This is a genomic window from Holtiella tumoricola (assembly GCF_027857615.1).
Taxonomy (GTDB): Bacteria; Bacillota; Clostridia; order Lachnospirales; family Cellulosilyticaceae; genus Holtiella; species Holtiella tumoricola.
Window position 1 is genome coordinate 74,016 of the sequence record NZ_JAQIFT010000059.1, and the last position, 26,182, is coordinate 100,197.

Annotated in this window: 27 protein-coding genes; 24 read left to right on the plus strand and 3 right to left on the minus strand. The window is 34.8% G+C overall.

All coding sequences use genetic code 11. From position 1 onward, the window contains the following. Window positions 1-41 precede the first annotated feature (41 nt). The 15 genes from PBV87_RS16605 (at window position 42) to PBV87_RS16675 (ending at window position 14,091) form a co-directional block, all read left to right on the plus strand. Window positions 42-920 (plus strand): YicC/YloC family endoribonuclease, encoded by an 879-nt coding sequence (locus PBV87_RS16605; protein WP_053984009.1) that lies wholly within the window; start codon window positions 42-44, stop codon window positions 918-920. Between the two features lie 36 nt (window positions 921-956). Beyond that, window positions 957-1,559 (plus strand): guanylate kinase, encoded by a 603-nt coding sequence (gene gmk, locus PBV87_RS16610; protein ID WP_330680467.1) that lies wholly within the window; start codon window positions 957-959, stop codon window positions 1,557-1,559. A 15-nt stretch (window positions 1,560-1,574) separates the two neighbouring features. Then, window positions 1,575-1,871 carry a DNA-directed RNA polymerase subunit omega gene (rpoZ, locus tag PBV87_RS16615; protein WP_053984007.1) on the plus strand — a complete coding sequence of 99 codons (297 nt, stop codon included), beginning with the start codon at window positions 1,575-1,577 and terminating at the stop codon, window positions 1,869-1,871. A 47-nt stretch (window positions 1,872-1,918) separates the two neighbouring features. Beyond that, complete coding sequence (gene priA / locus PBV87_RS16620) at window positions 1,919-4,183, plus strand: replication restart helicase PriA (protein ID WP_271013008.1); 2,265 nt, start codon at window positions 1,919-1,921, stop codon at window positions 4,181-4,183. Between the two features lie 15 nt (window positions 4,184-4,198). After that, window positions 4,199-4,669 (plus strand): peptide deformylase, encoded by a 471-nt coding sequence (def, locus tag PBV87_RS16625; protein ID WP_053984005.1) that lies wholly within the window; start codon window positions 4,199-4,201, stop codon window positions 4,667-4,669. Between the two features lie 9 nt (window positions 4,670-4,678). Next, the gene (gene fmt, locus PBV87_RS16630; protein ID WP_053984004.1) at window positions 4,679-5,614 is read left to right on the plus strand and encodes a methionyl-tRNA formyltransferase; all 936 of its coding nucleotides are present in this window, start codon (window positions 4,679-4,681) and stop codon (window positions 5,612-5,614) included. 16 nt (window positions 5,615-5,630) lie between these two features. After that, window positions 5,631-6,323, plus strand: a complete 693-nt coding sequence (locus tag PBV87_RS16635; RefSeq protein ID WP_053984003.1) for a zinc metallopeptidase — start codon at window positions 5,631-5,633, stop codon at window positions 6,321-6,323. 49 nt (window positions 6,324-6,372) lie between these two features. Then, entirely contained in the window at window positions 6,373-7,683 is a 1,311-nt protein-coding gene (gene rsmB, locus PBV87_RS16640; protein WP_271013009.1) for a 16S rRNA (cytosine(967)-C(5))-methyltransferase RsmB, read from the plus strand. A 12-nt stretch (window positions 7,684-7,695) separates the two neighbouring features. Then, window positions 7,696-8,733, plus strand: coding sequence for a dual-specificity RNA methyltransferase RlmN (rlmN, locus tag PBV87_RS16645; protein ID WP_053984001.1), 1,038 nt, complete (start codon window positions 7,696-7,698; stop codon window positions 8,731-8,733). A gap of 1 nt (window position 8,734) precedes the next feature. Then, a complete protein-coding gene (locus PBV87_RS16650; RefSeq protein WP_053984000.1) occupies window positions 8,735-9,499 on the plus strand; it encodes a Stp1/IreP family PP2C-type Ser/Thr phosphatase in 765 nt (254 codons plus the stop codon). Next, window positions 9,493-11,604 (plus strand): Stk1 family PASTA domain-containing Ser/Thr kinase, encoded by a 2,112-nt coding sequence (gene pknB, locus PBV87_RS16655; RefSeq protein WP_271013010.1) that lies wholly within the window; start codon window positions 9,493-9,495, stop codon window positions 11,602-11,604. Before PBV87_RS16650 ends, pknB begins: the two co-directional genes overlap by 7 nt. A 5-nt stretch (window positions 11,605-11,609) precedes the next feature. Next, on the plus strand, window positions 11,610-12,503 hold the full coding sequence (gene rsgA, locus PBV87_RS16660) for a ribosome small subunit-dependent GTPase A (protein WP_271013020.1): 894 nt from the start codon (window positions 11,610-11,612) through the stop codon (window positions 12,501-12,503). Continuing rightward, the gene (gene rpe, locus PBV87_RS16665; RefSeq protein ID WP_053983998.1) at window positions 12,503-13,159 is read left to right on the plus strand and encodes a ribulose-phosphate 3-epimerase; all 657 of its coding nucleotides are present in this window, start codon (window positions 12,503-12,505) and stop codon (window positions 13,157-13,159) included. The genes rsgA and rpe overlap by 1 nt, the downstream gene beginning before the upstream one ends. Before the next feature lie 8 nt (window positions 13,160-13,167). After that, on the plus strand, window positions 13,168-13,800 hold the full coding sequence (locus PBV87_RS16670; protein ID WP_053983997.1) for a thiamine diphosphokinase: 633 nt from the start codon (window positions 13,168-13,170) through the stop codon (window positions 13,798-13,800). Window positions 13,801-13,950: 150 nt separating this feature from the next. Then, entirely contained in the window at window positions 13,951-14,091 is a 141-nt protein-coding gene (locus tag PBV87_RS16675) for a hypothetical protein (protein WP_198524893.1), read from the plus strand. A 190-nt stretch (window positions 14,092-14,281) separates the two neighbouring features. On the opposite strand, the gene rpmB is transcribed toward PBV87_RS16675, so the two are convergent. Then, the gene (gene rpmB, locus PBV87_RS16680; protein WP_053983996.1) at window positions 14,282-14,467 is read right to left on the minus strand and encodes a 50S ribosomal protein L28; all 186 of its coding nucleotides are present in this window, start codon (window positions 14,465-14,467) and stop codon (window positions 14,282-14,284) included. A 232-nt stretch (window positions 14,468-14,699) separates the two neighbouring features. Here rpmB and PBV87_RS16685 point away from each other — a divergent pair, with 232 nt between their 5' ends. The 6 genes from PBV87_RS16685 (at window position 14,700) to PBV87_RS16710 (ending at window position 20,571) form a co-directional block, all read left to right on the plus strand. Further along, entirely contained in the window at window positions 14,700-15,059 is a 360-nt protein-coding gene (locus PBV87_RS16685) for an Asp23/Gls24 family envelope stress response protein (RefSeq protein WP_053983995.1), read from the plus strand. Between the two features lie 32 nt (window positions 15,060-15,091). Further along, window positions 15,092-16,726, plus strand: coding sequence for a DAK2 domain-containing protein (locus PBV87_RS16690; protein ID WP_271013011.1), 1,635 nt, complete (start codon window positions 15,092-15,094; stop codon window positions 16,724-16,726). A gap of 104 nt (window positions 16,727-16,830) precedes the next feature. Beyond that, on the plus strand, window positions 16,831-18,891 hold the full coding sequence (gene recG / locus PBV87_RS16695) for an ATP-dependent DNA helicase RecG (RefSeq protein ID WP_053983993.1): 2,061 nt from the start codon (window positions 16,831-16,833) through the stop codon (window positions 18,889-18,891). Between the two features lie 74 nt (window positions 18,892-18,965). After that, window positions 18,966-19,517, plus strand: a complete 552-nt coding sequence (gene rsmD, locus PBV87_RS16700) for a 16S rRNA (guanine(966)-N(2))-methyltransferase RsmD (RefSeq protein ID WP_053983992.1) — start codon at window positions 18,966-18,968, stop codon at window positions 19,515-19,517. Window position 19,518: 1 nt separating this feature from the next. Further along, entirely contained in the window at window positions 19,519-20,010 is a 492-nt protein-coding gene (gene coaD, locus PBV87_RS16705) for a pantetheine-phosphate adenylyltransferase (RefSeq protein ID WP_053983991.1), read from the plus strand. Beyond that, window positions 20,011-20,571, plus strand: coding sequence for an ATPase (locus PBV87_RS16710; RefSeq protein WP_271013012.1), 561 nt, complete (start codon window positions 20,011-20,013; stop codon window positions 20,569-20,571). Between the two features lie 124 nt (window positions 20,572-20,695). Here the strand turns inward: PBV87_RS16710 and PBV87_RS16715 are convergent, their stop codons facing one another. Both PBV87_RS16715 and PBV87_RS16720 read right to left on the minus strand, forming a co-directional pair. Then, on the minus strand, window positions 20,696-21,793 hold the full coding sequence (locus PBV87_RS16715; RefSeq protein WP_271013013.1) for a hypothetical protein: 1,098 nt from the start codon (window positions 21,791-21,793) through the stop codon (window positions 20,696-20,698). Between the two features lie 148 nt (window positions 21,794-21,941). Next, the gene (locus PBV87_RS16720; protein ID WP_271013014.1) at window positions 21,942-23,177 is read right to left on the minus strand and encodes a nucleotidyltransferase; all 1,236 of its coding nucleotides are present in this window, start codon (window positions 23,175-23,177) and stop codon (window positions 21,942-21,944) included. Window positions 23,178-23,357: 180 nt separating this feature from the next. On the opposite strand from PBV87_RS16720, the gene pta reads away from it, so the two are divergent. The 3 genes from pta (at window position 23,358) to PBV87_RS16735 (ending at window position 26,164) form a co-directional block, all read left to right on the plus strand. Further along, window positions 23,358-24,353, plus strand: a complete 996-nt coding sequence (gene pta, locus PBV87_RS16725; RefSeq protein WP_271013015.1) for a phosphate acetyltransferase — start codon at window positions 23,358-23,360, stop codon at window positions 24,351-24,353. A 39-nt stretch (window positions 24,354-24,392) separates the two neighbouring features. Continuing rightward, window positions 24,393-25,589, plus strand: a complete 1,197-nt coding sequence (locus tag PBV87_RS16730) for an acetate/propionate family kinase (RefSeq protein ID WP_271013016.1) — start codon at window positions 24,393-24,395, stop codon at window positions 25,587-25,589. A gap of 65 nt (window positions 25,590-25,654) precedes the next feature. Beyond that, the gene (locus tag PBV87_RS16735) at window positions 25,655-26,164 is read left to right on the plus strand and encodes a YceD family protein (protein WP_053983985.1); all 510 of its coding nucleotides are present in this window, start codon (window positions 25,655-25,657) and stop codon (window positions 26,162-26,164) included. Window positions 26,165-26,182: the final 18 nt, after the last annotated feature.

Here is a 26,182-nt window from a genome sequence, read left to right on the forward strand (position 1 = left end):
TGCTATAATATGTAGCGATTAATAAGTAAAGGGGTAACCTCATGATAAAAAGTATGACAGGATACGGTAGATGTGAAAAAGAAGCATATAACCGAAAAGTCAATGTTGAAATCAGTACAGTGAATCATAGATACTGTGAGATTTCTATACGTATGCCAAAAGGCCTTACATCACTTGAAGACCCAATACGTAAAAAAGTAAAATCACTTATTGCAAGAGGGAAAGTAGAACTCAACCTTTTTATGACAAGTGTATCAGAAGACGATATTGAAGTCGTTGTAAATGAAGCAGCTTGTGTAGCATATGTAGAAGCACTTAGACAAGTTGGAACAAAACTTGGGCTCATAGATAATATAGGTCTTTCTGAACTTATGAATTTAAGTGATGCCATATCTATTCATAAGAAAGCATCAGATATAGAAGAAATATGGCCAATGATAGAAGAAGCTTTAGATGAAGCTTTAAACAGTGTCATTACAATGAGAGAAAAAGAAGGTATTGCCTTAAAAGAAGATTTACTTCAAAAAGCAACTTTCCTTTTAGAAGTAGTGGGTTCACTAGAGCAAGTGAGTGACAAAATTGTTGCCCACTATAAAGTAAAGCTTGAAGAACGCCTTCAAAAGCTACTTGAAGATATTCCAGTAGATGAAACACGTCTTGCAACGGAGCTTGCGATTTTTGCAGATCGTACAGCTATTGATGAAGAACTTACAAGATTAAGAAGTCATATTAATCAGCTTCAGGCTATTTTAGAAGAAGAAGGTAGTGTTGGACGTAAGTTAGACTTCTTAATGCAAGAAATGAATCGTGAAGCCAATACTATTGCTTCTAAAGCCAATGAATATCAAGTGACATCTTATGCTGTACAACTAAAGACAGAGATTGAAAAAATGAGAGAACAAATTCAAAATATAGAATAAGCAAAAGAATAATATTTTGATTTTAAGGAGATAATGATGCAAAGTGAAGGACTTAAGATCATCCTTTCTGGCCCATCGGGTTCAGGTAAAGGCACGATCGTAAAAGAATTAATCAAAGAAGATTTTATCTTATCTATTTCAGCTACAACAAGACAACCACGTGTAGGGGAACAAGATGAAGTGCATTATTTCTTCAAATCTGTAGAAGAATTTGAAGAAATGATTGAAAAAGGCGAGCTTTTAGAGTATGCTAATTTCTGCAACAATTATTATGGAACACCAAAAAGTTTCATTGATAAAAGTGTTGAAGAAGGTAAAGATGTTATTCTTGAGATTGAAGTTCAAGGAGCAATGCAAGTTAAAAGTGTATACCCTGATGCTATTTTTGTATTCATTATGCCACCAACTTTTGAAGAGTTGAAAAGCAGACTTATTGGACGTGGAACAGAAACTGATGATGTGATTGAAAAACGTTTAGCACGTGCAGTAGATGAACTTAAAATGTATAAAGAATACGATTATATTGTTATTAATGACCGCTTAGAAGATGCAGTGGAACACATTAGAAATATTGTGAGAGCTGAGAAACTAAAAAGTTATAGATATAAAACTTATATTGAAGAAATGCTCACAAAATAAAAGGAGGATTAATCCATGTTACAACCATCATACACTCAACTTATGGAAAAATTAAATGAGGACGCAAACGAGAAAGTCGTTACAAGCCGTTACTCAATCATTATTGCTGCAGCGAGACGTGCAAGACAAATCATTGATATCGTTAATGAAGAATCAAACAGCAAAAATGCAGAGAAAGATACACCAATTGATCCAATTCGTATCAAAGAAGCAGCTGAATTAAATGAAAAGCTTAAACATAAAAAATCTACATCAATTGCAGTAGACGAACTTTACGCAGGGAAAATTAAAATTAAAGAATTAGGAGAATAAACAAGTGCTTGCACTTGTTTATTCTTTATGTAAGGTAGGCGTTAAGTATGAGTAAGTATGTACAAGTGATTATGAACTTTGCTAAAACAGAAGAAATCGATCGTTTGTTTACTTACAGTATTCCTATTCATTTAGCACAAAAAGTATCTATTGGGCAACGAGTGAAGGTTCCTTTTGGACAAGGGAATCGTACACAAGTTGCTTTTGTTATACATTTACTAGACAACCTAACAGAAGGAAACTATAGGATTAAGCCCATTTTAGAGCTTTTTGATGAGGAACCCCTTTTAAGTTTAGAACAGGTGAATCTGGCCCGATTTTTAGTGAATTATTATGGGTGTACTTTTGCAATGGCATTAGAACTTATTTTACCACCAGGTATGGCAAAGACACCTTATAGGCCTTTGCCGGAAACAGAAACTTATATTTGTCGTGGGTTAAGTCTAAATGACTTAGAGAAGTATATTGCAAAGGAAAGTACAAAGGAAAGTACAAAGAAAAGCTTTGATAAACAGCGTGCGATCTTAACGCTATTTATGATGGAAGAAGCTATTTCGCTTGAGGAGCTTAAAAAGAGTCAAGAGGTTAGTCCATCTAGTTTAAATACGCTGATTAAAAAGGAAATCTTAAGAAAAGAAGAAAGACTTAAGGTTTTTATTCCAAATCCTATTGCATACGATGCTTTTAAAGTGCTTAATGAAGAGCAACAAATGGCCAAAGATAAAATTTATCAGGCTATTGAAAGTCCTTATTACAAAGGTGTACTTCTTGAAGGGGTTACAGGTAGTGGTAAAACAGAAGTTTTTTTAACTGCTATTTGTAAAGTACTCGAAGAAGGTGGTAGTGCTATTGTACTGATACCAGAAATTGCACTCACTAGGCAGACTTTAATGCGCTTTCGGGAGCGTTTTGGAAATGTAGTGGCCCTTACCCATAGTCGTATGGGGAGTGGAGAAAGGCAAAGACTTTATCAAGAGGCAAAAGAAGGTAAAATACGTGTTATGATTGGTCCACGTAGTGCAGTTTTTATGCCAATGGTTGACTTAAAGCTGATTGTAATTGATGAGGAACATGAAGCAACTTATAAATCAGAGACTACACCTAAATATCATGCGACAGATGTAGCGAGAAGAAGAATGATAGAATGTGGGGGGACACTGATTTTAGCTTCGGCAACCCCAAGTCTTGAAAGTTACTATCAAATGCAAGAGGGTGAACTTGAATTGGTTCCACTTACAAAACGTATTGGTGGGGCCACACTGCCCTATGTTCAGATTGTGGATATGAGACGAGAACTTCAAAATGGCAATATGCAGATTATCAGTGGTGCATTACATGAAGCTATAGAAAGAACGCTTATTGCTGGGAATCAAGTTATGTTACTGATCAATAGAAGAGGACATTCTACATTTATTAACTGCCGTAACTGTGGTTATGTTGTAAAATGTAAACACTGTGATATTGCCATGACCTATCATAGACAATCAGGTTATTTAGAGTGCCATTATTGTGGACATAAAGAAATGATTCCAACGATCTGTCCAAGCTGTGGAAGCAGTCATATTAGATTTTTTGGCAGTGGAACAGAAAAGGTGGAAGAGTACTTGCAAAATTATTTTGGGGCCTACGGGATCGGACGTATGGACTTTGATACGACTTCTGGTAAAGAAGGGCATAGTAAAGTGCTTGAAGCTTTTCAAAAGCATGATTTTAATGTCTTAGTAGGGACGCAGATGATTGCAAAAGGACATGACTTTCCAGATGTAACCTTAGTTGGAATTATTGCAGCAGATCAAGCGCTTTATCTTCAAGATTTTAGGAGTGAAGAAAGAACGTATCAGCTTATTACACAGACACTAGGAAGAGCTGGACGAGGAGATAAAAAGGGTGAAGTTATTATCCAAACTTACAGTCCAGAGAATATGGTGTTAGAGAAAATTAAATATAATCAGCAACAAGCATTTTATGAAGATCAACTTAAAGTAAGAAAATTACTTGGTTATCCACCTTATACCCATTTATTTAGTTTAGTTGTTTCTGGTAAAAATGAGACAGAAGTCATTCAAAAAGTGCATACGTTAAAGTATTATTATGAATACTACAATAAAAAAGGACTTTTTCGTATTGTTGGACCAGCAGCAGCAACCATTAGTAAAATTGCGGATGAATATAGATGGCAATTGATTATGATGGGTGTAGAGCGAGAAAAAGTGCTGATTTATGGAAAATATTGTTTAAATAAGTTTATTAATCGAGAAAATACTGGTACAATAAAAATAAATTGGGATATAGACCCAAGAAGTATGTTTTAAATGAAGGAGGCAATTATGGCGACACGTACAATACGTATAGAAAGTGACCCATTACTTAGAAAAGTATCTAAAGAGGTTACAAAATTTGATGAATCTTTATGGGCGTTATTAGATGATATGACAGAAACTATGTATCATGCAGATGGGGTAGGTCTTGCGGCTCCACAAATTGGGTTATTAAAACGTATTTTTGTAGTAGATATTGGTGAAGGTGTTATTGAATTTATAAACCCAGAAATCCTTGAAGTAGAAGGCGAACAATTTGGTGAAGAAGGTTGCTTAAGTGTACCTAAAAAATACGGTGCAGTAAGAAGACCAAATTATGCGAAGTTACGTGCTCAAGATCGTCATGGAAATTGGTTTGAAGTAGAAGGCGAAGAACTTATGGCACGTGCAATGCTACACGAAAATGATCACTTAAATGGTAAACTTTTTGTGGATTTAGTGGAAGGCGATTTAGTAGAATTTACAGAAGATAACCAGTAGGAGGTAATCATGAATATTATTTTTATGGGAACACCTGATTTTTCAGTTCCTACACTACAAATGTTGATTGATGAAGGACATAATGTGTTAGCTGTTGTTACACAACCGGATAGACCAAAAGGTCGTGGAAACAAAGTTTTAATGCCACCAGTTAAAGAGCTTGCTCTAAAATATGATTTACCTGTATTACAGCCAGAACGTGTAAAAGGTAATGAAGAATTTCTTAACCACATAAAAACTTTAAATCCAGATGTTATGGTTGTAGTAGCATATGGTCAAATCTTGCCAGAATCCGTATTAGAAGTACCAAGTCTTGGATGTATTAATATTCATGGCTCACTCCTTCCTAAGTACAGAGGTGCTGCACCAATTCAATGGAGTATTCTAGATGAAGAAAAAGAAACTGGTGTAACCATTATGTATATGGATAAAGGAATGGATACAGGGGATATGCTTTATAAAAAGTCTATGCCAATTGATCCAAGTGATACTTATGAATCTTTACATGATAAGATGAAAATTGTAGGTGCACAGGCACTTAAAGAAGCTATGCCTATGATTGAAGCTGGTGGAAAAGAAAGAGAAAAGCAAGATGATAACCAAGCAACTTATGCCTCTATGATTCAAAAAGCATTAGGTGAGATTAATTGGGAAAAATCTAACCATGAAATTGATGCTAAAGTCAGAGGTCTTAATCCATGGCCTGTAGCCTATACTTACTATGAAGGGCAACCAATGAAAGTATGGCAAACAAGTATGACCAATGAAAATACCGATTATGCACCAGGTACAATTATTGAAGTTGATAAGGCTGGGATGCATGTGCAAACTGGAAATGGGATCTTAATTATTGAGGAGATACAAGCACCTAATAAAAAGAGAATGCCTGTATCAGAATACATTAAGGGGAATAGTATTGAAAAGGGCAGACTATTAGGGAACTAAGATAGGAGCTGATGGTATGCATGGAACTTCCAATTCTTTATATTGGATTTTATTTTTAGGGATTTCAATTGTACCTTTATGGGCAAGTATGAAGTTACAAAGCACATTTAGTAAATATTCTAGAGTGCGTTGCTTGTCAGGATATACGGGAGAAGAGGCAGCAAGAAGAATTTTGATGATTCATCATTTGGGGAATATTGGTATTAGACCCATCAGAGGTTCTATGACTGATCATTATAACCCAATGAAAAAAGAGATTGGTCTTTCAGAGACAACTTATAGCCTGAATTCAATTGCGGCCGTAAGTGTTGCAGCCCATGAAGTGGGGCATGTATTACAAGAGTCTGAGCAATATGGATTCTTGAACTTACGTCATAAGCTTATCCCAGTTACTAATTTTGCAAACAGTCTATCCTTACCAATGGTATTTTTAGGTGCCATTACTTCATTGAATGGACTGTTATGGATTGGTATTATTCTCTTTAGCTTTACAACACTTTTTAGTTTTGTGACATTACCTGTAGAATTTAATGCTTCTAAGCGTGCGCTTGTTGCACTTTCAAATAGCGGTATTTTGTCAGATGAAGAGTTAGATGGAGCAAAAGAGGTCCTTCAAGCTGCAGCCCTTACTTATGTAGCAGGTGCTGCCACTTCCTTAATGATGCTACTTAGACTATTGCTGATTTATGGTGGAAATGATAGAGATTAAAAAGGGGCTGTTTTTAATAGCCTCTTTTTTTTAGGAAAGAGGATAAAGTATGAAAGCAAAACCGATAAGAGAAGTTATTGCACAAATTTTAACGGATTTAGAAAAAGATGAAACTTATTTACAACTAGCACTAAAAAAAGAGTTAGATCAATTAGAAGGTAAAGATAAAAGTTTTGCAAATGAAGTTATTTATGGAACTATTAAATGGAGACTTCGTTTAGATTATATTATTAATCAATTTTCAAAGACACCTGTTAAGAAGATGAAGCCTTTAGTACGTAGTATTATGCGCATGAGTGTTTATCAATTACTTTTTTTAGATAAGGTACCAGCTTCAGCAGTTATCAATGAAGCAGTAAAAATTATGCATAAGCGTAAAATGAGTAATTTAGCTGGATTTATAAATGGAACACTTAGAAATATTGAAAGACAAAAGGATACCATTACTTATCCAAGTTTAAGTGTGTACTATTCTATACCAGAATGGATTATTGATAGATGGGTAGAAGCTTATGGTGAAGAAAAAACAAAGCTTATTTGTGAAAGTTTATCACAACGTGCTAAGATTTGTATTCGTACAAATACCTTAAAAATTACAAAAGAAGCATTAAAAGGAGAACTTGAAAAAGAAGGTATAGAAATTCTAGAAGAAGGTTTTGTACCTGAAAGCTTTTATATCAAGACAGGACTAGGTATTCATCATAGCCCATCTTATAAAGCAGGACTATGGACTGTACAAGATGAAAGTGCTATGTTAGTGGGGCATGTATTAGCACCACTAAAAGGTGAACGTATATTAGATATGTGTAGTGCACCAGGAGGTAAAACAACACATCTAGCAGCTCTTATGGAAAATGAGGGAGAAGTAGTTGGGTGTGATGTCCATGAACATAAGATTGAACTTATTGAGAAAAATGCTACAAGACTTGGCACTACGATTATAAAAGGAACATTACAAAATGGGCTTGTAGAGTGTAAAGAGTGGGTTGGGCAGTTTGATAAAGTTTTACTTGATGCACCTTGTTCTGGATTAGGTATTATGAAGCGTAAGCCAGATATACGGTATACAAAAGATGATACAGCCATTAAAGAAATTAATGAGATTCAAAAAGGATTAATGGATCAAGCTGTAAAATATCTTAAAGAAGATGGCATACTTGTTTATAGTACATGTACATTAACCCGAGAAGAAAACCAAGATATGGTCATTTATGCCAAAGAATTAGGTTTAAAAACAGATTCTATACCTTTTAACTTACCAGAGTGTTTAAAATCTGAGGTACATGACAATGCTTATATTGAGATTTTACCATATTTAGAAGAAACAGATGGCTTTTTTATTGCTAGGTTTAGAAAGTAAAGGAGTAGAAACATGAATGATATTATTAGCATGAATTTGACAGAGCTTGAATTATTAATGCAAGAAATGAAACAAGGTAAGTTTAGAGCAAAGCAACTTTTTGATTGGCTTCATAACAAAATGGTGTGGAATTATGACGAAATGAGTAACTTACCAGCAACTTTAAGAAACGAATTAAAAGAAAAATTTCCTTTAACTTCTATAAAAATCTTAGAAAAATATGAATCTCAAATAGATGGTACAATAAAGTACTTGTTTGAATTGTCTGATTCCCATATAATAGAAAGTGTTTTAATGCGTTATAAACATGGTAATTCTATTTGTATTTCTTCACAAGTAGGATGTCGTATGGGATGTAAATTTTGCGCATCCACACTTGAAGGCCTTGTTAGAAATTTAAAAGTATCTGAAATGCTTGGTCAAATTTATCAGGCTCAGCTTGATACAGGAGAACGTATTTCTAACATCGTTATCATGGGAAGCGGAGAACCGTTAGAATATATGGACATTACGACGAAGTTTGTGGAACTTATTAATCATGAATTAGGTCAAAATATAGGACAGCGTCATATTACTGTTTCAACATGTGGTCTTGTACCTAAAATTTATGAACTAGCAGATAGAGGGTTCCAAATTACACTTGCTATTTCTTTACATGCTACGACAGACGAAAAACGACGTGAAGTTATGCCTATTGCAAAGAAATACAGCATTGCAGAAATTTTAGAAGCATGTAAGTATTATATTGATCAAACTGGACGTCGTATCACCTTTGAATACTCATTAATTCAAGGGGAAAATGATAGTGTAGAAGATGCGATGCGCCTTGCTAAACTACTCAAGGGAATGTTAGCACATGTGAATTTAATTCCTGTTAATCCAATAGAAGAACGTGGCTATAAAGCAGCAACAAATCATAGTATTGAAGATTTTGCTGACGTATTAAAATCTAATCACATAGAGACAACTGTACGCCGTACACTTGGACAAGATATCGATGCAGCATGCGGACAGTTAAGGCGAAGGTATCTACAAAAAAGAGGTGAATAGCATGATTGCTGTTGGAAAAGTAAATATTGGCATGAGACGAAGTAAAAATGAAGATAGTGTATTTGTGTCTAACGAATCCGTTGGACCACTGCCTAATCTTTATATCGTTGCCGATGGTATGGGGGGGCATAAAGCAGGGGCAATAGCAAGTAAGTTAGCTATTGATGCTTTTTGCGATTATATAGAAGGACATAAGAGTAATAGTTTAGGATCAGAAGAAAATCTTATTTTACTCTTAAAGAGAGGTATTTTGCATGCCAATTATGTAATCTATAATAAAGGACTTGAAAATCCTGATTATACAGGTATGGGTACAACAATTACATTATGTACAGTTATAGATGGTAATGCCTATATTGCCCATGTAGGAGATACGAGACTTTATTGTATGAATTCCAATCAAATTAAGCAAGTAACGGTTGACCATTCACTTGTTCAAGAAATGCTAGAGCAGGGCATGATTACACAAAATGATGCACAAGAACACCCTCAAAGGCATGTGATCACACGTGCCGTTGGTACATATGAACAAGTAAAAGTCGATACGCTTAAGCAATCTTTAAATGGTGTAGAATATATGTTACTTTGTTCAGATGGCTTAACATCTATGATGAGTGAAGAGACAATACACAAATTAATTTATGCATCCTATTCAGATATAGAAGGCACAATCGATCATTTGATTGAAAAAGCTAATGAGGCTGGAGGGGTAGATAACATTGCGGTTATCATTGTAAAAAAAGGTGAGGTGAATACAACATGTTAGAGCCTGGAACATTACTGGGTGAACGCTATGAAATTATAGAAAAAATTGGTGCAGGCGGTATGTCTATCGTTTACAGAGCTAAATGTAATAGACTACAACGTTTTGTAGCCATTAAAGTATTACGCGAAGAATTTGTAAAAGATGAAGATTTTGTTAAAAAGTTTAAATCGGAGGCTTTTGCTGCAGCAAGCTTATCTCATCCTAATATTGTAGGTATTTATGATGTAGGACAGGAAGAGGATTTACATTATATTGTAATGGAATATGTTGAAGGTGAAACATTAAAAGAGTATATCGAGAAAAATGGTCCACTAGCCTCTGAGGTCGTATTAGATTTTGGAAACCAAATTGTATCGGCTATACGTCATGCTCATAGTAAGCATATTATACACAGAGATATTAAACCACAAAACATATTAATTACACATGAATGTGTCCTAAAAGTTGCTGATTTTGGTATTGCAAGAGCAGTTGATTCTTCAACGATTGTTTCTACAGGAAATGCGATTGGTTCTGTTCATTACTTTTCTCCAGAGCAAGCAAAAGGGAGATATGTTAATGAAACAAGTGATTTGTATTCATGTGGTATTGTTATGTTTGAAATGGCAACTAAACAGTTACCTTTTGAAGCAGATTCACATGTATCTATTGCACTTAAACATATTAATGAAGAAATACCACAACCTAGTTTATTCAATAAGGAAATATGGCCAGGGCTGGAGTCTATTATATTAAGAGCAACAAAAAAACAGCAAGAAGAACGCTATCAAAATGCAGATAGTATGTTAGAAGACATTCGTAAGGTACAGATTAATCCTCAAGCCATTATAGAGACAAAAGTAATGGATGATAGTATTGATCAAACCATTCTTTTAACAGATGTTCAAACACAATTTATTAGACAAAATGAAAAGACAACCAATAAACTTGATTCTAGTCAAGTGTCTGCTGTTAAAATGACAAGTCCACAAGACCTCTATCAAGATGATGACGAAGAGGAAGATGAGGAAGTGCCAAAAGGTTATAAAGTTCTTGCTGGTATAGGGGGTGTTCTTGCTACACTTGTTATAGTAGGTATAGTAGCGGCTATTGCATTTTTTGCTCTACCTTCATTTTCTAAACCAGATGCAGTAGTTGTACCAGGCGTTTTAGGTAAAACCATTGAAGAAGCGACTAAGATTTTTGAAAGCAAAGATTTAAAGGTTAAACAAGTAGGAGAAGAAGCGAGTAATCTCTATGAACCAGGAACAATTATGAAACAAACACCTGGCGCGGAAGAAGTAGTTAAACCAGGAAGTACAATAGAGGTGATAGTGGCTTCTGCTGAAGAAGAGGTAAAAGAAGTTATTGTACCAGATTTGAAAGACTTACGTGCAGCAGATGCACAACGTGAGCTGGAAAAATATAAGTTAGAATTTTTCCCAGAACGTCGCTATGATGATAAAGTAGAAATGAATCAAGTTATTGAGCAATCACCAGGTGCAGGTGAGCGTGTAGAAGAAGGAACTGTTATTACAGTTGTTATTAGTAAAGGACCAAAGCAAGTGCTTGTAAAAGTACCAAACCTTGAAAATATGACAGTCAATGAAGCAAAACTTGCTTTAAATAATGTTGGACTTAGACTTGGGCAAACGAATACACAACCAAGTGATACAGTAGAAAAAGGTAAAATTATTACACAAAGTATACCAGCTTCTAGTGAGTTAGAAGAAGGTGAAATTGTGGATATCATGGTAAGTGAAGGGCCTAAGGTAGAAGAACCAGAAGAAGTGCCAGAAGAACCAAATCCACCAGCTATAGAAGATCCAAACTTGCCAACAGATGATGAGACAGGTAATAATGACCAAGGTCAAGAACCTAGTGAAAAATTAGCAACTATTACAAAAGTAATTAATGCACCAGATCAAGCAAAAGATGAATATCATGTTGTATTATTACTTGAAGATGAACTTGGAGCAAGATCTGTATTTGACCAAGTTGTGAAAAAAGAGCAATTTCCACTCCCTGTTCAAATTACTGGTAAAGGAAAAGGTGTACTGACAACTTACTTTGATGGAAGTGAAGAGTACAAGGACAACATAAATTTTAATGAGGTGACACAATAAAAATGATGCAAGGAACAATCATTAAAGGAATTGCAGGCTTTTACTACGTAAGAGTAGAGAAAGAAGTTTTCGAGTGTAAAGCAAGAGGAAAGTTTAGAAAAGAAGGACTCGTACCACTTATTGGTGATGAAGTATGTATAGAGGTAGATGAAGATAATCAAGATAATCACTATGCCTATAAACAAGGGCAGATTGTTGATATTTTACCAAGACAAAATAAATTAATTCGTCCACCTGTAGCCAATGTGGATCAAGGTCTTATTGTTTTTGCAGTAACTTATCCAGAGATTCATCTAGATTTACTTGATCGTTTTTTAATTATGGTGGAACTTGAAGGCATAAAACCGTATATTATATTAAATAAAATAGACGGTACTAAACCTGAAACTTATGAATGGATTGTAGAAGGCTATAAGAAAAGTGGCTATGATGTATTATGTGTTTCAGCTAAACAAAATATAGGACTAGATGAAATAAGACAAGTTTTAAAAGATAAGATTTCTTTCTTCGCGGGACCATCTGGTGTTGGTAAATCTACTTTACTTAATGCAATAGAACCTCATTTGAAACTTCAAACAGGTGATGTAAGCGAAAAAATTAAACGTGGTAAACATACAACAAGGCATGTAGAGCTGCTTCCGTTTAGTGAGGGGGGATATGTATTAGATACCCCAGGATTTACTTCTTTACAATTTGAAGAAATTCCAGAAAATGATTTGAAATTTTATTTCCCAGAATTTAAAAGATATGAAGGACAGTGCAAGTTTAGTGGCTGTAGCCATATTCATGAACCTAAATGTGCTGTCAAAGAAGCTTTAGAACGAGATGAACTTTTTAAACCACGTTATGAAAACTATGTAACTTATTATAATCAACTAAAAGAAACGAGGAAATGGTAATGAACGCTTTAGCTCCTTCAATTTTATCAGCAGATTTTGCAGCTTTAGGAGAAGCTGTAAAATTAGTAGAGCATGCAGGTGCACCGTATATTCACGTAGATGTTATGGACGGTCACTTTGTACCGAATATTACAATTGGTGCGCCAGTAGCAGCTGCTTTAAGAAAACATATTAATGGCATAATGGATGTTCATTTAATGATTGAAAATCCAGATGCTTATCTAGAAGATTTCAAAGCAGCAGGTGCAGATATTTTAACTGTACATTATGAATCAACAAAACATATTCATCGTACTTTACAAGCTATTCGTAAACTTGGTATGAAAAGTGGATTAGCGCTTAATCCGGGCACACCAGTGGAAGTACTTGAATGCCTTATTGATGAAGTGGATATGGTACTTATTATGTCTGTAAATCCTGGATTTGGTGGACAAAGCTTTATCCCTTATGCTTTAGAAAAAGTTAAACAAGTTAAGGCTTTAGGAGAACGAACAGGGCGTGATTTATTAATTCAAGTAGATGGTGGTGTAGGTCTACAAAATGTACAAGAAGTTGTAAATGCAGGTGCTAATGTTATTGTAGCAGGTTCAGCAGTGTTTGGTGCTCAAGATGTATCTGCAACTGTACAAGAATTTATGAAATTAATGAATGAGTAGGATTTAAAATGAACATTTTGATTTTGACCAATGGAGAATATGGAGATTATACATTTTGTCAGAAGCAAAAACATTATGATTATATATTATGTGCTGATAATGGCATGAAGCATGCTAAGAAATTAGGTATATGTCCAGACGAAATATTGGGTGACTTTGATAGCTGTAATGAAAATGACCTAGAATTTTTTAAAAGACAAAATGTAAAAATTACAAAGGCACCTTGTGAAAAAGATGAAACAGATACTGAATTAGCATTAGATACGGCTATAAGTTTAGGTGCTGTGCAAATTGACTTATGGGGTGGCATAGGTAGTAGAATGGACCATTCGCTTGCTAATATTCATCTAATGTATAAAGCTTTACAAAAAGGTGTAGAAGTTACACTATATAGTGATAGGCATATTATTCGTTTATTGGATAAAGAACTAGAACTTGTAGGGGGAAAAGGGGATTTAGTTAGTTTAATTCCCTTTACACCTGTTGTAAAAGGGGTAAAGACTACATCTCTTGCATATGGTTTAGAAGATGGTGAATTCCATATAGGTAAGCCTTATGGTGTAAGTAACTATATGTTAGAAGAAACAGCTAAGGTCAAAATAGAAGAAGGCGTTTTAATTGTCATTCAAGCAAGAGATTAAAATGATAAAATAGTATAAGCTTCTCTAGAATAGAATAAGCCCAGTGCAACATAAAAATAAAGTGTGCAAAATAATGCACACTTTATTTTTTGTTGGAATAATATGGATATATAAGAATGAAGATGACACACAAGAAAGCAGGGTTGAATGATGAAAAAACATGTATTAGGTCTTGTCTGCTTTTGTGTAGGATGTGGCATGTTACTAGTTATTGTAATACCTGCACTTGGGTGGATTCTGACAACAGCTGCGATTTTAATTTTAATAGGATATATATTAACCTGTGGCTAAGGGGAGGTGCCTTATGAAGATTTATGTAATTAAATTACCAAAGTGGTTAGGAAAGATAGTAGGCAAAGTTTATAAAGGTGGTAAAGCATAAAAAAAGGGGCGTATCCCAAGGATACACCCTTTTTTTATGGAAATAAAAATTCCATAATTCATTCAAACAATGAACTATGGAATCTATTAAACTTTGATACTACGCACGAGCAACTAAGTTTGAACGTAAACAACGTGTACATACGTTAGCAGTTCTAACAACACCATTAGCGTTGATTTTAACTTTTTTCACGTTCGCTTTCCACATTTTATTTGATCTTCTATGAGAGTGACTTACTTTGATACCAAAGTGTACGTCTTTTGAACAAATTTCACATTTTGCCACTGTAAACACCTCCTTAAAATAATATCCGTGACATAACAACTGATATTCTAACAGATAATAAGTTATATTTCAAGTGTGTTGTCCTATTTATTTGTCTAAAAAATAAAATAGTTAGAAAAGCTAACCTGTAAATACTTTATTTATAAAGTAAACAATGTTATAATATGAAGCAAAAGCATGATAAACATTAAAATTAAGGTATAAACAAGAAAATAAATAAGGAGGTATAAGAATGGGCGGAAAATTTTCAAATGAATACGGTACTATTACAATGAGTGAAGAGGTTATTGCACAAATCAGTGGTATAACAGCTACAGAATGTTATGGTATTGTAGGTATGGCAGCAAGAAATGTTAAAGATGGTATTGTGCAACTCCTAAAAGGTGAAAGTCTTACTAAAGGTATTGCTGTACAAGTATGCGAAGATGATGGTGTTAACATCGAGTTCCATATTATTGTTGAATATGGTACAAAAATTTCTGCAGTTACAGAAAACCTTATGAGCACTGTTAAATATAAAGTTAAAGATATGTTAGGTTTAGAAGTAAGACAAATTAAAGTTTATGTCGAAGGCGTACGCGTAGACAACTAATCATAGAGGTAATTTTGAGGAGGCACATAAAAGTGAAATTAGAAGTGATAGATGCAAAGCTTCTACAAAGTATGTTTGTAGCAGGAGCTAAGCTTTTAGATGAAAAGAAAAATATGGTGAATGAATTAAATGTTTTCCCTGTTCCAGATGGAGATACAGGAACAAATATGTCACTCACAATGCTTGCAGCAGCAAAGGAAGTAGAAAAGGTTGATCCAACTAATGTTATGGAAGTTGGTAATGCAGCAGCATCAGGCTCATTAAGAGGTGCAAGAGGTAACTCGGGGGTTATCTTATCTCAGCTTATTCGTGGCTTTGCAAAAGCGTTAACAAATGAACCTATTGATACCTTAACTTTAGCAAATGCTTTCCAAGCAGGCGTAGATACAGCCTATAAAGCTGTTATGAAACCAAAAGAAGGAACCATTCTTACAGTAGCAAGAGAAGTGGCTACAAAAGCAATGCAACTTAGCATGGAAGTTACAGATATGGAAGAGTTTGCAAAGCGCGTATTAGAACATGGTTATGAAGTACTTCATCAAACGCCAGACATGCTTCCTGTATTAAAAGAAGCAGGTGTAGTAGATGCAGGTGGACAAGGTCTTCTTTGCATTTTAGAAGGTGCAGCAATGGTAATCACTGGTGATATTCAAATTAACATCAAAAAGCCAGTTTCAAAGCCAAATACAGCAGCATTCCAAGCACTTAAAAACTTTAATACAGAAGATATTACTTTTGGTTACTGTACAGAGTTTATTGTTAATCGTGATCCCAAAGCAAATTATAATGAAACTGCAGTAAGAGAGTATCTAGAAACAATTGGTGATAGCCTTGTAGCTGTATCAGATGAAACTTTCATTAAAATTCATGTTCATACAGATAATCCAGGTCTTGCGCTTCAAAAAGGTCTTGAATTTGGCTCATTAACAAGCATAAAAATTGAAAATATGCGTGAACAACATACTTCTATTCTAGCTGATGGCGAACAAGTAGAAGATAAAGGACCACGTAAGCCTTTAGCTTTTGTTTCTATCGTAGCAGGTGAAGGCTTAGTAGAAATTATGAAGAGTTTAGGTGTAGATGAAGTGATTGAAGGTGGCCAAACAATGAATCCAAGTACTGAGGATATTAGTGAAGCTATTGAACGTGCCCATGCGGAAGAAGTTATTATCTTACCTAATAACAAAAATATTATATTAGCTGCAGAACAAGCTGCTAATATTGAAACAGAATGTCATGTACATGTTATTCCTTCAAAAACAATCCCACAAGGTATTACTGCGATGGTTAACCACGATGAGAGTGGAGATATCAAAAAAGTTGTTGAAGCTATGAATGAAGCAATTTCAACAGTAGAAACAGCACAAATTACTATTGCAGTAAGAGATACAACAATTGATGGGCAAGAAATTAAAGAAGGTGAATACTTAGGTATTTTAGAAGGTAATATTGTTGTGCACAATAGTGACTTAAAGGCAACATTTACTGAACTTCTTGCAAAAATGAATGAAGAAGCAGAAATTATCACTATTTACTATGGTGAAGAAATTACTGAAGAACAAGCTGAAGATTATGTCGCTATTGCAGAAGGTGGTTTCCCAGAAGCAGATGTGGAAGTACATTCAGGTGGTCAACCAGTTTATTACTTCATGATTTCAGCAGAATAACATGAAATAAAATAAAAGGGCTATCACAAAAGAAACTGTAGGTTTTGTGATGGCCTTCTCTTTTTATGGGTTTAAGGACATTTTATAAGTAAAGGGGTGAAAATATGTTTCTTACAGATTCCATTATGGAATTAAAAGGTGTAGGCGAACAAACTATAAAAAAGTTTAATAAAATTGGTATAGAAACCATTGAAGATTTAGTTGAACATTATCCTAGAGAATACGAGGATAGAAGGCAAATTGCAAAAATATCAGAGACAGTAATGGATGAAGATAATAATATTGTAGCCACTGTAACCTCAAAACCTGAGATTATGAAAAAGGGATATAAAATTATAGTTAAGTTTAGAGTGAAAGATGAGACTGGAAGTATCTATATTGTATTTTATGGACAACCTTATATGAAAAATAATTTTGTAGTAGGAGATACTTATAATTTTTATGGGAAAATAAGAAGGCAATATGGGCGTATAGAAATGGAAAGTCCAGAATATGAGAAGCTAGAACAGGGTACTTCTCAAAAAACAGCTAAGATTATACCTATTTATCCAACAACACAAAAACTTTCACAAAAGGTTATAAGACAGTTGATTGAGCAAGCGTTGAGTTTAGCCCTGCCTGAGATAGAAGATCCACTTCCAGAAGATTTTAGAACTAAATATGATCTAAAAAGCAAAAATTTTGCGCTTACTAATATTCACTTTCCAAGTCAAGATGAAGCTTTCTTTGAAGCTAGAAAGCGTCTTGTGTTTGAAGAACTCTTCTTCTTGCAACTGAGTCTCTTTGTTTTGAAATCAGATTTTTTAGCGAGAACTAAGGGGCGTAGCAAAAAGCTTCCTGAAAGTTTTAAAGACTTTTTAGCAGGTTTACCCTTTGAATTTACAGGGGCTCAAAAACGTGTTATGAATGAGATTGCCAAAGATCTTAAAAGTGAGTACGCTGGGAATCGCCTTGTACAAGGAGATGTTGGTTCAGGAAAGACGGTTATCGCTGCAGCTAGTCTTTTTATTGCTATTAAAAATGGGTATCAAGGCGCTTTAATGGCACCAACAGAAGTACTTGCAAAACAGCATTTTGAATTTTTGGAACAAGTATTTAATCAGTTTGATATAAAAGTAGCTCTCCTAACAGGATCTACAACAGCTAAAGAGAAGCGGGGTATTTTAGCGGAGCTTGCAACTGGAGAAATCGATTTAGTTGTAGGAACCCATGCACTTATTGAGGATAACGTAGAAATACCAAAGCTAGGTCTTGTTATTACAGATGAGCAGCATCGTTTCGGTGTAAGACAACGTCTTAAACTCTCAGAAAAAGGAGAGACACCAGATGTTATTGTTATGACTGCAACACCAATTCCTCGAACGTTAGCACTTATTTTATACGGTGATATGGATATATCTATTATTGACGAACTGCCTCCAGGGAGACAGCCTATTAAGACGAATGCAGTGGATTCGTCTTATCATGCAAGAATCTATCAATTTATAGATAAGCATATTAGAGAAGGACGTCAATGTTATATTATTTGTCCAATGGTAGAAGAAAATGAGAAACAATCCGAGCTAAAAAGTGTAACAGAATATGCAGCGTATCTGAAAGAACAAGTATTCCCACATTTTGAAATAGGCATTTTACATGGGAAAATGAAACCAAAAGAGAAAAATAAAGTCATGGAAGCTTTTGCAAAAGGAGAAATTCATATTTTAGTTTCAACAACAGTAGTTGAGGTTGGCGTCAATGTACCCAATGCAACGGTCATGATGATAGAGAATGCAGAACGTTTTGGCCTTGCACAGCTCCATCAGTTAAGGGGACGTGTAGGGCGTGGAAAACATCAATCTTACTGTGTACTTGTAAGCGATTCTAAAAATAAAGTAACGAAGAAACGTCTTAAAATTATGGAAGAAAGTACAGATGGTTTTGTTATTGCAGATACAGATCTTAAATTACGTGGGCCTGGAGACTTCTTTGGAACCAAGCAACATGGGCTACCAGAAATGAAGATTGCAAACCTTTATACAGATGCTAAAGTTTTAAAGGTAGCACAACAGGCAGCCTCAGAACTTTTAAGACAGGATCCAGACTTAAGCCATCCTCTTCATCAAGGCTTAAAGGAGAAATTACTAGATTATACAGATGGAGAACAAATGCATAAAGCCTTATAATTCGATTAACGGATGACAAGATTCTAGAGATAAGGTATAATACGGCATGAAGTTTAATGTAAAGGAGACAGAATGTGCGCGTTATTAGTGGAAAAAACAGAGGAACAAAATTAGAAGCACCTGAAGGGGTGAATACACGTCCTACAGTAGACCGTATTAAAGAAACACTTTTTAATATGATTAGCTTTGATATACCTGGATGTAAATTTTTAGATTTATTTAGCGGTAGTGGTGCAATTGCTATTGAGGCACTTAGTCGTGGGGCAGAACGTGCAGTTTTGGTAGAACATCACTCAGATGCGTTGAAGTGTATTAAAACAAATTTAGAAAAAACAAGATTGCAAGATGATGCAATTGTGTATAATATAGATATATATACAGCATTACAAAAATTAAAGCACAAAAATGAGAAATTTGATATTATATTTATGGATCCACCTTATGCAATAGAAGGCATTGAACGTGTATTTGAATGTATCAATGAATATGCTTTACTTAATGAAGGAGGGTATATCATTTTAGAACGCGGTACAACCAAACACACGCCTCAATTTGATCATTTTACATTGATTAAAGAAAAGACATATAAAACGACAACTTTAAGTTTTTTTGAAAGGATACAGTAGCGTGAAAATAGGAGTTTATCCAGGGAGTTTTGACCCTATAACTAAAGGACACATGGATATCATTGAAAGAGCAGCTAAACTGGTAGATCTTCTGTATGTATCTGTTCTTACAAATCCTCATAAGGGTGAAGGAATGTTTAAGACTGAAGAGCGTATGGAGCTTATTGAAAAAAGTATTTCACATCTTCCAAATGTAAAAGTAGAAACGTTCTCAGGACTATTAGTAGACTATGCAAAAGCAAAAGACGCAGATGTAATTATTCGTGGCCTACGAGCAGTGACAGATTTTGAGTATGAAATGCAGATGGCACAAATTAATAAAAGTTTATTACCAAGAGTTGAAACAATATTTTTAGTAACAAATGCACAATATTCATTTTTGAGCTCGAGTTCAGTACGTGAACTGGTTAGATTTAATGGCCGTTTTCATGAACTTGTACCAGAATATGTAGCGGGGGCGCTAGAGAAAAGATTTAAAAGGGAGGAAATGTAAGTGGAATATACTAAGGAAACAGAAATTATGTCTTTACTTGATCAAATGGAGGATTTATTAGAAGAAGCTAAAAGTAGCTTTATGAGTAGTAAAGTTTCTATTGATCGTGATGATTTTTTAGAGTGTATCAAAGATATGCGTATGAAACTTCCAAATGAATTACAACAATCTGTTTGGATTGTAGATGAACGTAACAAAATTTTAGCAGAAGCTCATAATGAAGGGCAATTGATTATACAAGAGGCTCAAGAAACCCTATCAAAAATGATTGAGCAACATGAAATTACAAAATATGCAGAGGAACGTGCACAAATGATTTTAGAAAATGCACGTAAAGATGCAAGAGATATTCGTATTGGTTCCATTGAATATGCTAATGAAACGGTAAAAGTAGCAGAACAACAGCTTAAAGCAACATTAGATTCTATTCATAGAGAAACTCAAAAATTTGAAAACTATATTACAAGTGAATTACGTATTCTTTATGATCATAGACAAGAATTAAAAGATATGATTCATCCTGCTCCAATGCAAATTCAAGAAGTGAGAGAACAAGAATAGATAATATTCTTAATTTAAGGTGTGTTTTAAGAGTAAGATATAAAAAAGATGAGTCCCATTATTTATATAATGGGACTCATCTTTTTTATATCTTACTGTGGAATGATCTTTAGGAGAAAGTATGTTAACTGCGTTCAAGTACTTTCATAGAGGATGCTAAACTTCTAAAGAAATAACAAATACAAAGAAGTGCCATACCAAGCAAAATAGACCAGATTACATTAAAATTATAAGGTATACTATTAAAGAAATAATTCCAAATAGGGAAGAGTACAAAGGTTAGAATAAAAGCGAGAAGTGCCTGTAGAAGCTTTGAGAGTATGTAGGGTTTAATAGAAAGCCCTGATCCCTGAAGAACATATTGGGTTTGAAAAAGTACACAAATACCACCAAATGCAACAAGAGCTGAAAGGCAGGCGAATAAGGGTACACCTTTTGGAAGTAAGCTTGTAAGCGCAGCACTTCCACTTGAGAATTCAAATAAACTTAAACAAAAGGTATGTATAAGTGTACCGTCAATATGTATGAGCTGACCTAATATTTGCGTGAACTTGTTATAAAATGCAGAGTGACCAAGTAATTTCATAAGCATTGAGAAGAAAATAATATAGCCACCTACATAAACGATCGTATCCATACCATTTTGAATACTTGCAGTAAAGGCTTGTGAAAAACTCATTTTGCTATTTGTGGGTAAGCTTTTTGATACACTGTTAGTAGAAGATAGATGATAGAAACGGCTAAGTAAGAGCATAAGAAAAGCAGACAAGATGTGTACGAGAAGTAAAAAGTAGCCTAAGTTGGTTTGGCCAAGCATAAGCGTTCCAATGGTCCCAATGATAAACAAAGGGCCACAGTTAGAACAAAAACACAATGCTTTCTGAGCTTCTTCAAAGGTTATTTCACCTGATTCTAATAAGTTTTTGATTAGTTTTGCACCCATTGGATAACCACTAATAAGACCTAATACAAAGGCTAAGAAAGCACTTCCAGATAGATGAAAAAGTTTAGTAGTAACAGGTGTAATCACTTTGCTAAATTTGAAAACTATTCCTAAGAAGCAGAGTAAGTTAATAAGAATAATAAAAGGTAATAATGAAGGCAAAACTTTTTGGAACCAGAGTAACAGACCTGAAGTGGCTCCTTCAATGCAGATGCCTGGTTCAAGTAACATAATGAGCATAAGGAAAATAATAAAACAGGCAGTAAAAGCTTTTCGCATAGTATGCATCTCCTTTTGAGGATTCATGCCATTAATGGCTTTATCTATTGTATGACAAGCCTATATAAAAAATAACAGTTTTAGGACAAGTGGAAATTAAAAATAAAAAAGGTATGTTGCATAAAGTTTTTATGCAACATACCTTTTTTTAACGTCTAATGGGATGATATTTATAATCTTTTTCTAAGAGTATAGCATCTTGGCTAAGTAAAGCATAGAGTTTACTTGCTTGAAGCTCATAGTTAAAGAGTTTTTGGCCTAAGTCATCAAGATTATTTTCATCTTTACTTACATTAATAAGTAGGGGAACTTCTGATTTTTGACTTAGGAGAGAAAGTAAGGCCGTAGAAGTTTTATTACAACCTAAGACATGAATATATGGAATCCAATTAAGTTTTTCTAAAGCTAACAAATCATCAGTTTGAACGCTGAGCAAAATACGGATAATAGCACGTTGAACCGTAGCACGCGTATAGGTTTTTGAGGTAACCTGATTGACAATCTCTGAGAGTGGCTGAAGTGTCTTGCTAGCATGGTATAGAGAGCGACATAAGTTAGAAGGAATATCCCATACCGCATATAAACTTTCAAGGTTGGACATAATCATCTTATAATGAAAGAGCTCTGAATAATCATCAAGATTAATCGATTTAGGTGTATATTGATTAAGAAGATGATATGCAGGCTCTGGCATACTTCCTTTAGCTTTATGTCCTTCTCCAAGTGCGAGATCCTGTCGGATTGCTGTAGCTGAAGCAATGGGTCCCTCAATGGTCGTCTCGTGATAACCAGCTATATGACGCTGAATAGGAAAAGGCTGAATAGGAGAGTTTAAATGTTTTAAAGCCTTTAAATATTCAATACTTAAAATATTATTAGGACTTGAAAGAATGGTTTCTAGTGTATCTACGGTATCCTTAGTATAAGTGGATAAGTATTCTTTTATACTTAAAAGACGAGCGCGGGGATAGCTTTCACCTTGAGACAAATAATTTTTTATTTGAGCAGACACGAAAGGAGGCTCTTCAAGTAATAAAGAAGCAAGCTCTTGCATAAGTGCAAGATCCGGTGTTTCACTTCCGAAACAGAGTATATCTACAATTCCAGATTTGTGTAAGAGGCTAACAGCGGCTTGAGAAAAACGTTCAGCACTTGCAGTAGCATAGACAACTGGAAGCTCTAGGACCAAGTCAACACCACAGGCTAAAGCCATTTCACTACGAGAAAATTTATCAAGTACACAAGGAAGGCCTCTTTGAGAAAAATGACCACTCATCACTACGACGATTGCACATCCTGGATACTTCTTGCGTATTTGTTGAATTTGATAGAAATGTCCGTTATGAAACGGGTTATATTCTACAACTATACCAATAATATGCATACAGACCTCCAAAAGTATAAAGTAAGTGGTTTCTATTTTATCTTAAAGTATAGTCAGATTAAAGACTAAACTTACAAGAAAGACGAATTTTTTCAAATTCACTCTTGTATACACGAGATACATTTTATATAATATGAAAAGAGGAATTGATAAAAGGAAAAATTTGAAAGGGGTTTTATTATGTCTTTTTTAGATTCAATTAAAGCACGTGCAAAAAGTGACAAGAAAACAATTGTTTTACCAGAAACAGGAGATATGCGTACGCTTAATGCTGCACATGCTATCTTAAAGGAAGAAATTGCAGATCTTATTCTTATTGGTAACAGAGAAGAGATTTTAAATAAAGCAGATAGCTTAAATTTAGAAAAAGCTCAAATTGTAGATCCTCAAACATTTGAAGAAATGAATACTTATATTGAGAAACTTGTAGAACTTCGTGGTGCTAAAGGTATGACAACTGAAAAAGCAACTGAACTTCTTCAAAAAGATTCTTTATTCTTAGGTGTAATGATGGTAAAAATGGGCAAAGCTGATGGTATGGTTGCTGGTGCAGTCAACTCAACAGCTAATGTTCTTAGACCATCTCTTCAAATCTTAAAAACAGCTAAAGGTACAAAACTTGTATCTTCATTCTTCTTAATGGACGTACCAAATTGTGACTTAGGTTCAAAGGGTATTTTCGTATTTTCTGACTGTGGACTTAACCAAAATCCAAATTCAGAAGAACTTGCAGCAATTGCTGATAGTTCAGCAAAAAGCTTTAAACAATTAGTAGGGGAAGAACCTATTGTAGCAATGCTTTCTCACTCTACATACGGTAGTGCAAAACACGCTGATGTAGATAAAGTTGTAGAAGCTACACGTATTGCAAAAGCTGAATATCCAGAACTTACTGTTGATGGCGAGCTTCAATTAGATGCTGCAATCGTACCAGAAGTTGGGGCTGCAAAAGCACCAGAAAGTAAAGTAGCAGGTAAAGCAAATGTACTTGTTTTCCCTGACTTAGATGCAGGTAATATCGGTTACAAACTTGTACAACGTCTTGCAAAAGCGCAAGCTTATGGTCCTATTACACAAGGTATTGCTAAACCTGTAAATGACTTATCAAGAGGTTGTAGCGCAGATGACATCGTTGGTGTTGTAGCAGTTACAGCAGTACAAGCTCAAAATAACTAGTAACAAATTATTATAATTTATTTTTAAGGAGAGAGTTCAATGAACGTTTTAGTAGTAAACTGTGGTAGTTCATCACTTAAGTATCAAGTATTAAACATGGAAACCGAAAGCGTATTAGCTATCGGTATCTGTGAAAGAATAGGTATTGATGGTTCTTTCATCAAACACACAACAGAAGGTCAAGAAACAGTGAAAATTCCATGTGAATTCCATACTCACAAAGAAGCACTAGAAAAAATGATCGAGATGATTACAACAGGTACAACTGCATGTGTATCTTCAATTGATGAAATTGATGCAGTAGGTCACCGTATCGTACATGGTGGAGAAAAATTCACTGACTCTGTAGTAATCACAGATGAAGTTATCAAAGCAATCGAAGATTGTTGTGATCTTGCACCACTTCATAATCCAGCAAACTTAACAGGTATTCGTGCATGTGAAGAACTTATGCCAGGTGTACCTATGGTAGCTGTATTTGATACTGCTTTCCACCAAACAATGCCAAAAGAAGCTTTTATGTATGCTATTCCACAAGAATACTACAAAAAACATGGTGTTCGTAAATATGGTTTCCATGGTACATCACATAAATATGTATCACAAAAAGCTGCTGAAATGATTGGTAAACCAGTTGAAGAAGCTAAAATCATTGTATGTCATTTAGGTAACGGTGCAAGTGTATGTGCTGTTAAAAATGGTGAATCTGTGGAAACATCAATGGGCTTCACACCACTTGCAGGTCTTGTAATGGGTACACGTTCAGGAGATATCGATCCTGCTATTATTCCATTTTTAATGGAAAAAGAAGGCATGAGCGCTAAAGAAGTAGATGCTATGCTTAACAAAAAATCAGGTGTACTTGCATTATCTGAAATGGGTAGTGACTTTAGAGAAATCGAAGATGGTGTTGTAGCTGGTGATGAAGCATCTCGTTTCACAATGGATGCATTCCAACATCGTTTAGTATCATACATTGGTGCATATGCAGCACTTATGAATGGTGTAGATGCAATCTGTTTCGCAGGTGGCCTTGGTGAAAACAATGCAATCATGAGAGAAGAAGTTGCAAATATGCTTACATGGTTAGGCGTTGAAATCGATGTTGAAAAAAATAAATGTCGTGGTGTAGAAAGAGATCTATCAGCAGAAAATGCAAAAGTTCGTATGTTATTAGTACCAACAAATGAAGAACTTATGATTGCAAGAGACGCTAAAAGATTACTTCACAAATAATCCATTGACAAAATATCCTAGGATATGTATAATTACAGAAGTGTTACCTAGTGGAGTGAAAACGAATGATAATAAATATCCAGACACTTACAAAACAAGACATACTAGAATTTGATAAAGAAATACAAATTTCTTTACCAAATCTAAGATTGTTAAGCAAGGTGACAGATTACACTGCAAGAGTATATGGGACAGTCGAAAAAAGCGGTGAGCTTTACACTGTAAAAGGTGAAGTCGACATCACACTTAAGCTTGTATGTGATCGTTGCATGCGTACGTTTGATTATCCTCTGCATGCCATACTTGATGACCAATTTTCTACAAGCGAGGAATTGCTTATAGGGGATGAGGATATTAAACGTGTGACAAAATCTAGTGTTGATTTGTCAGATACCATTTTAGAGAGTATTGCTATGGCCATGCCAATGAAATCCCTCTGCAAAGAGGATTGCAAAGGAATGTGCCTAGAATGTGGTGCCAACTTGAATGAAGTCACATGTAAATGTGATAAAGCTGACATCGATCCAAGACTAGAGGCGCTAAAAGATATTTTTTGTCTTAATAGCAAAGAATAGCAACTGAGGAGGTGTTAA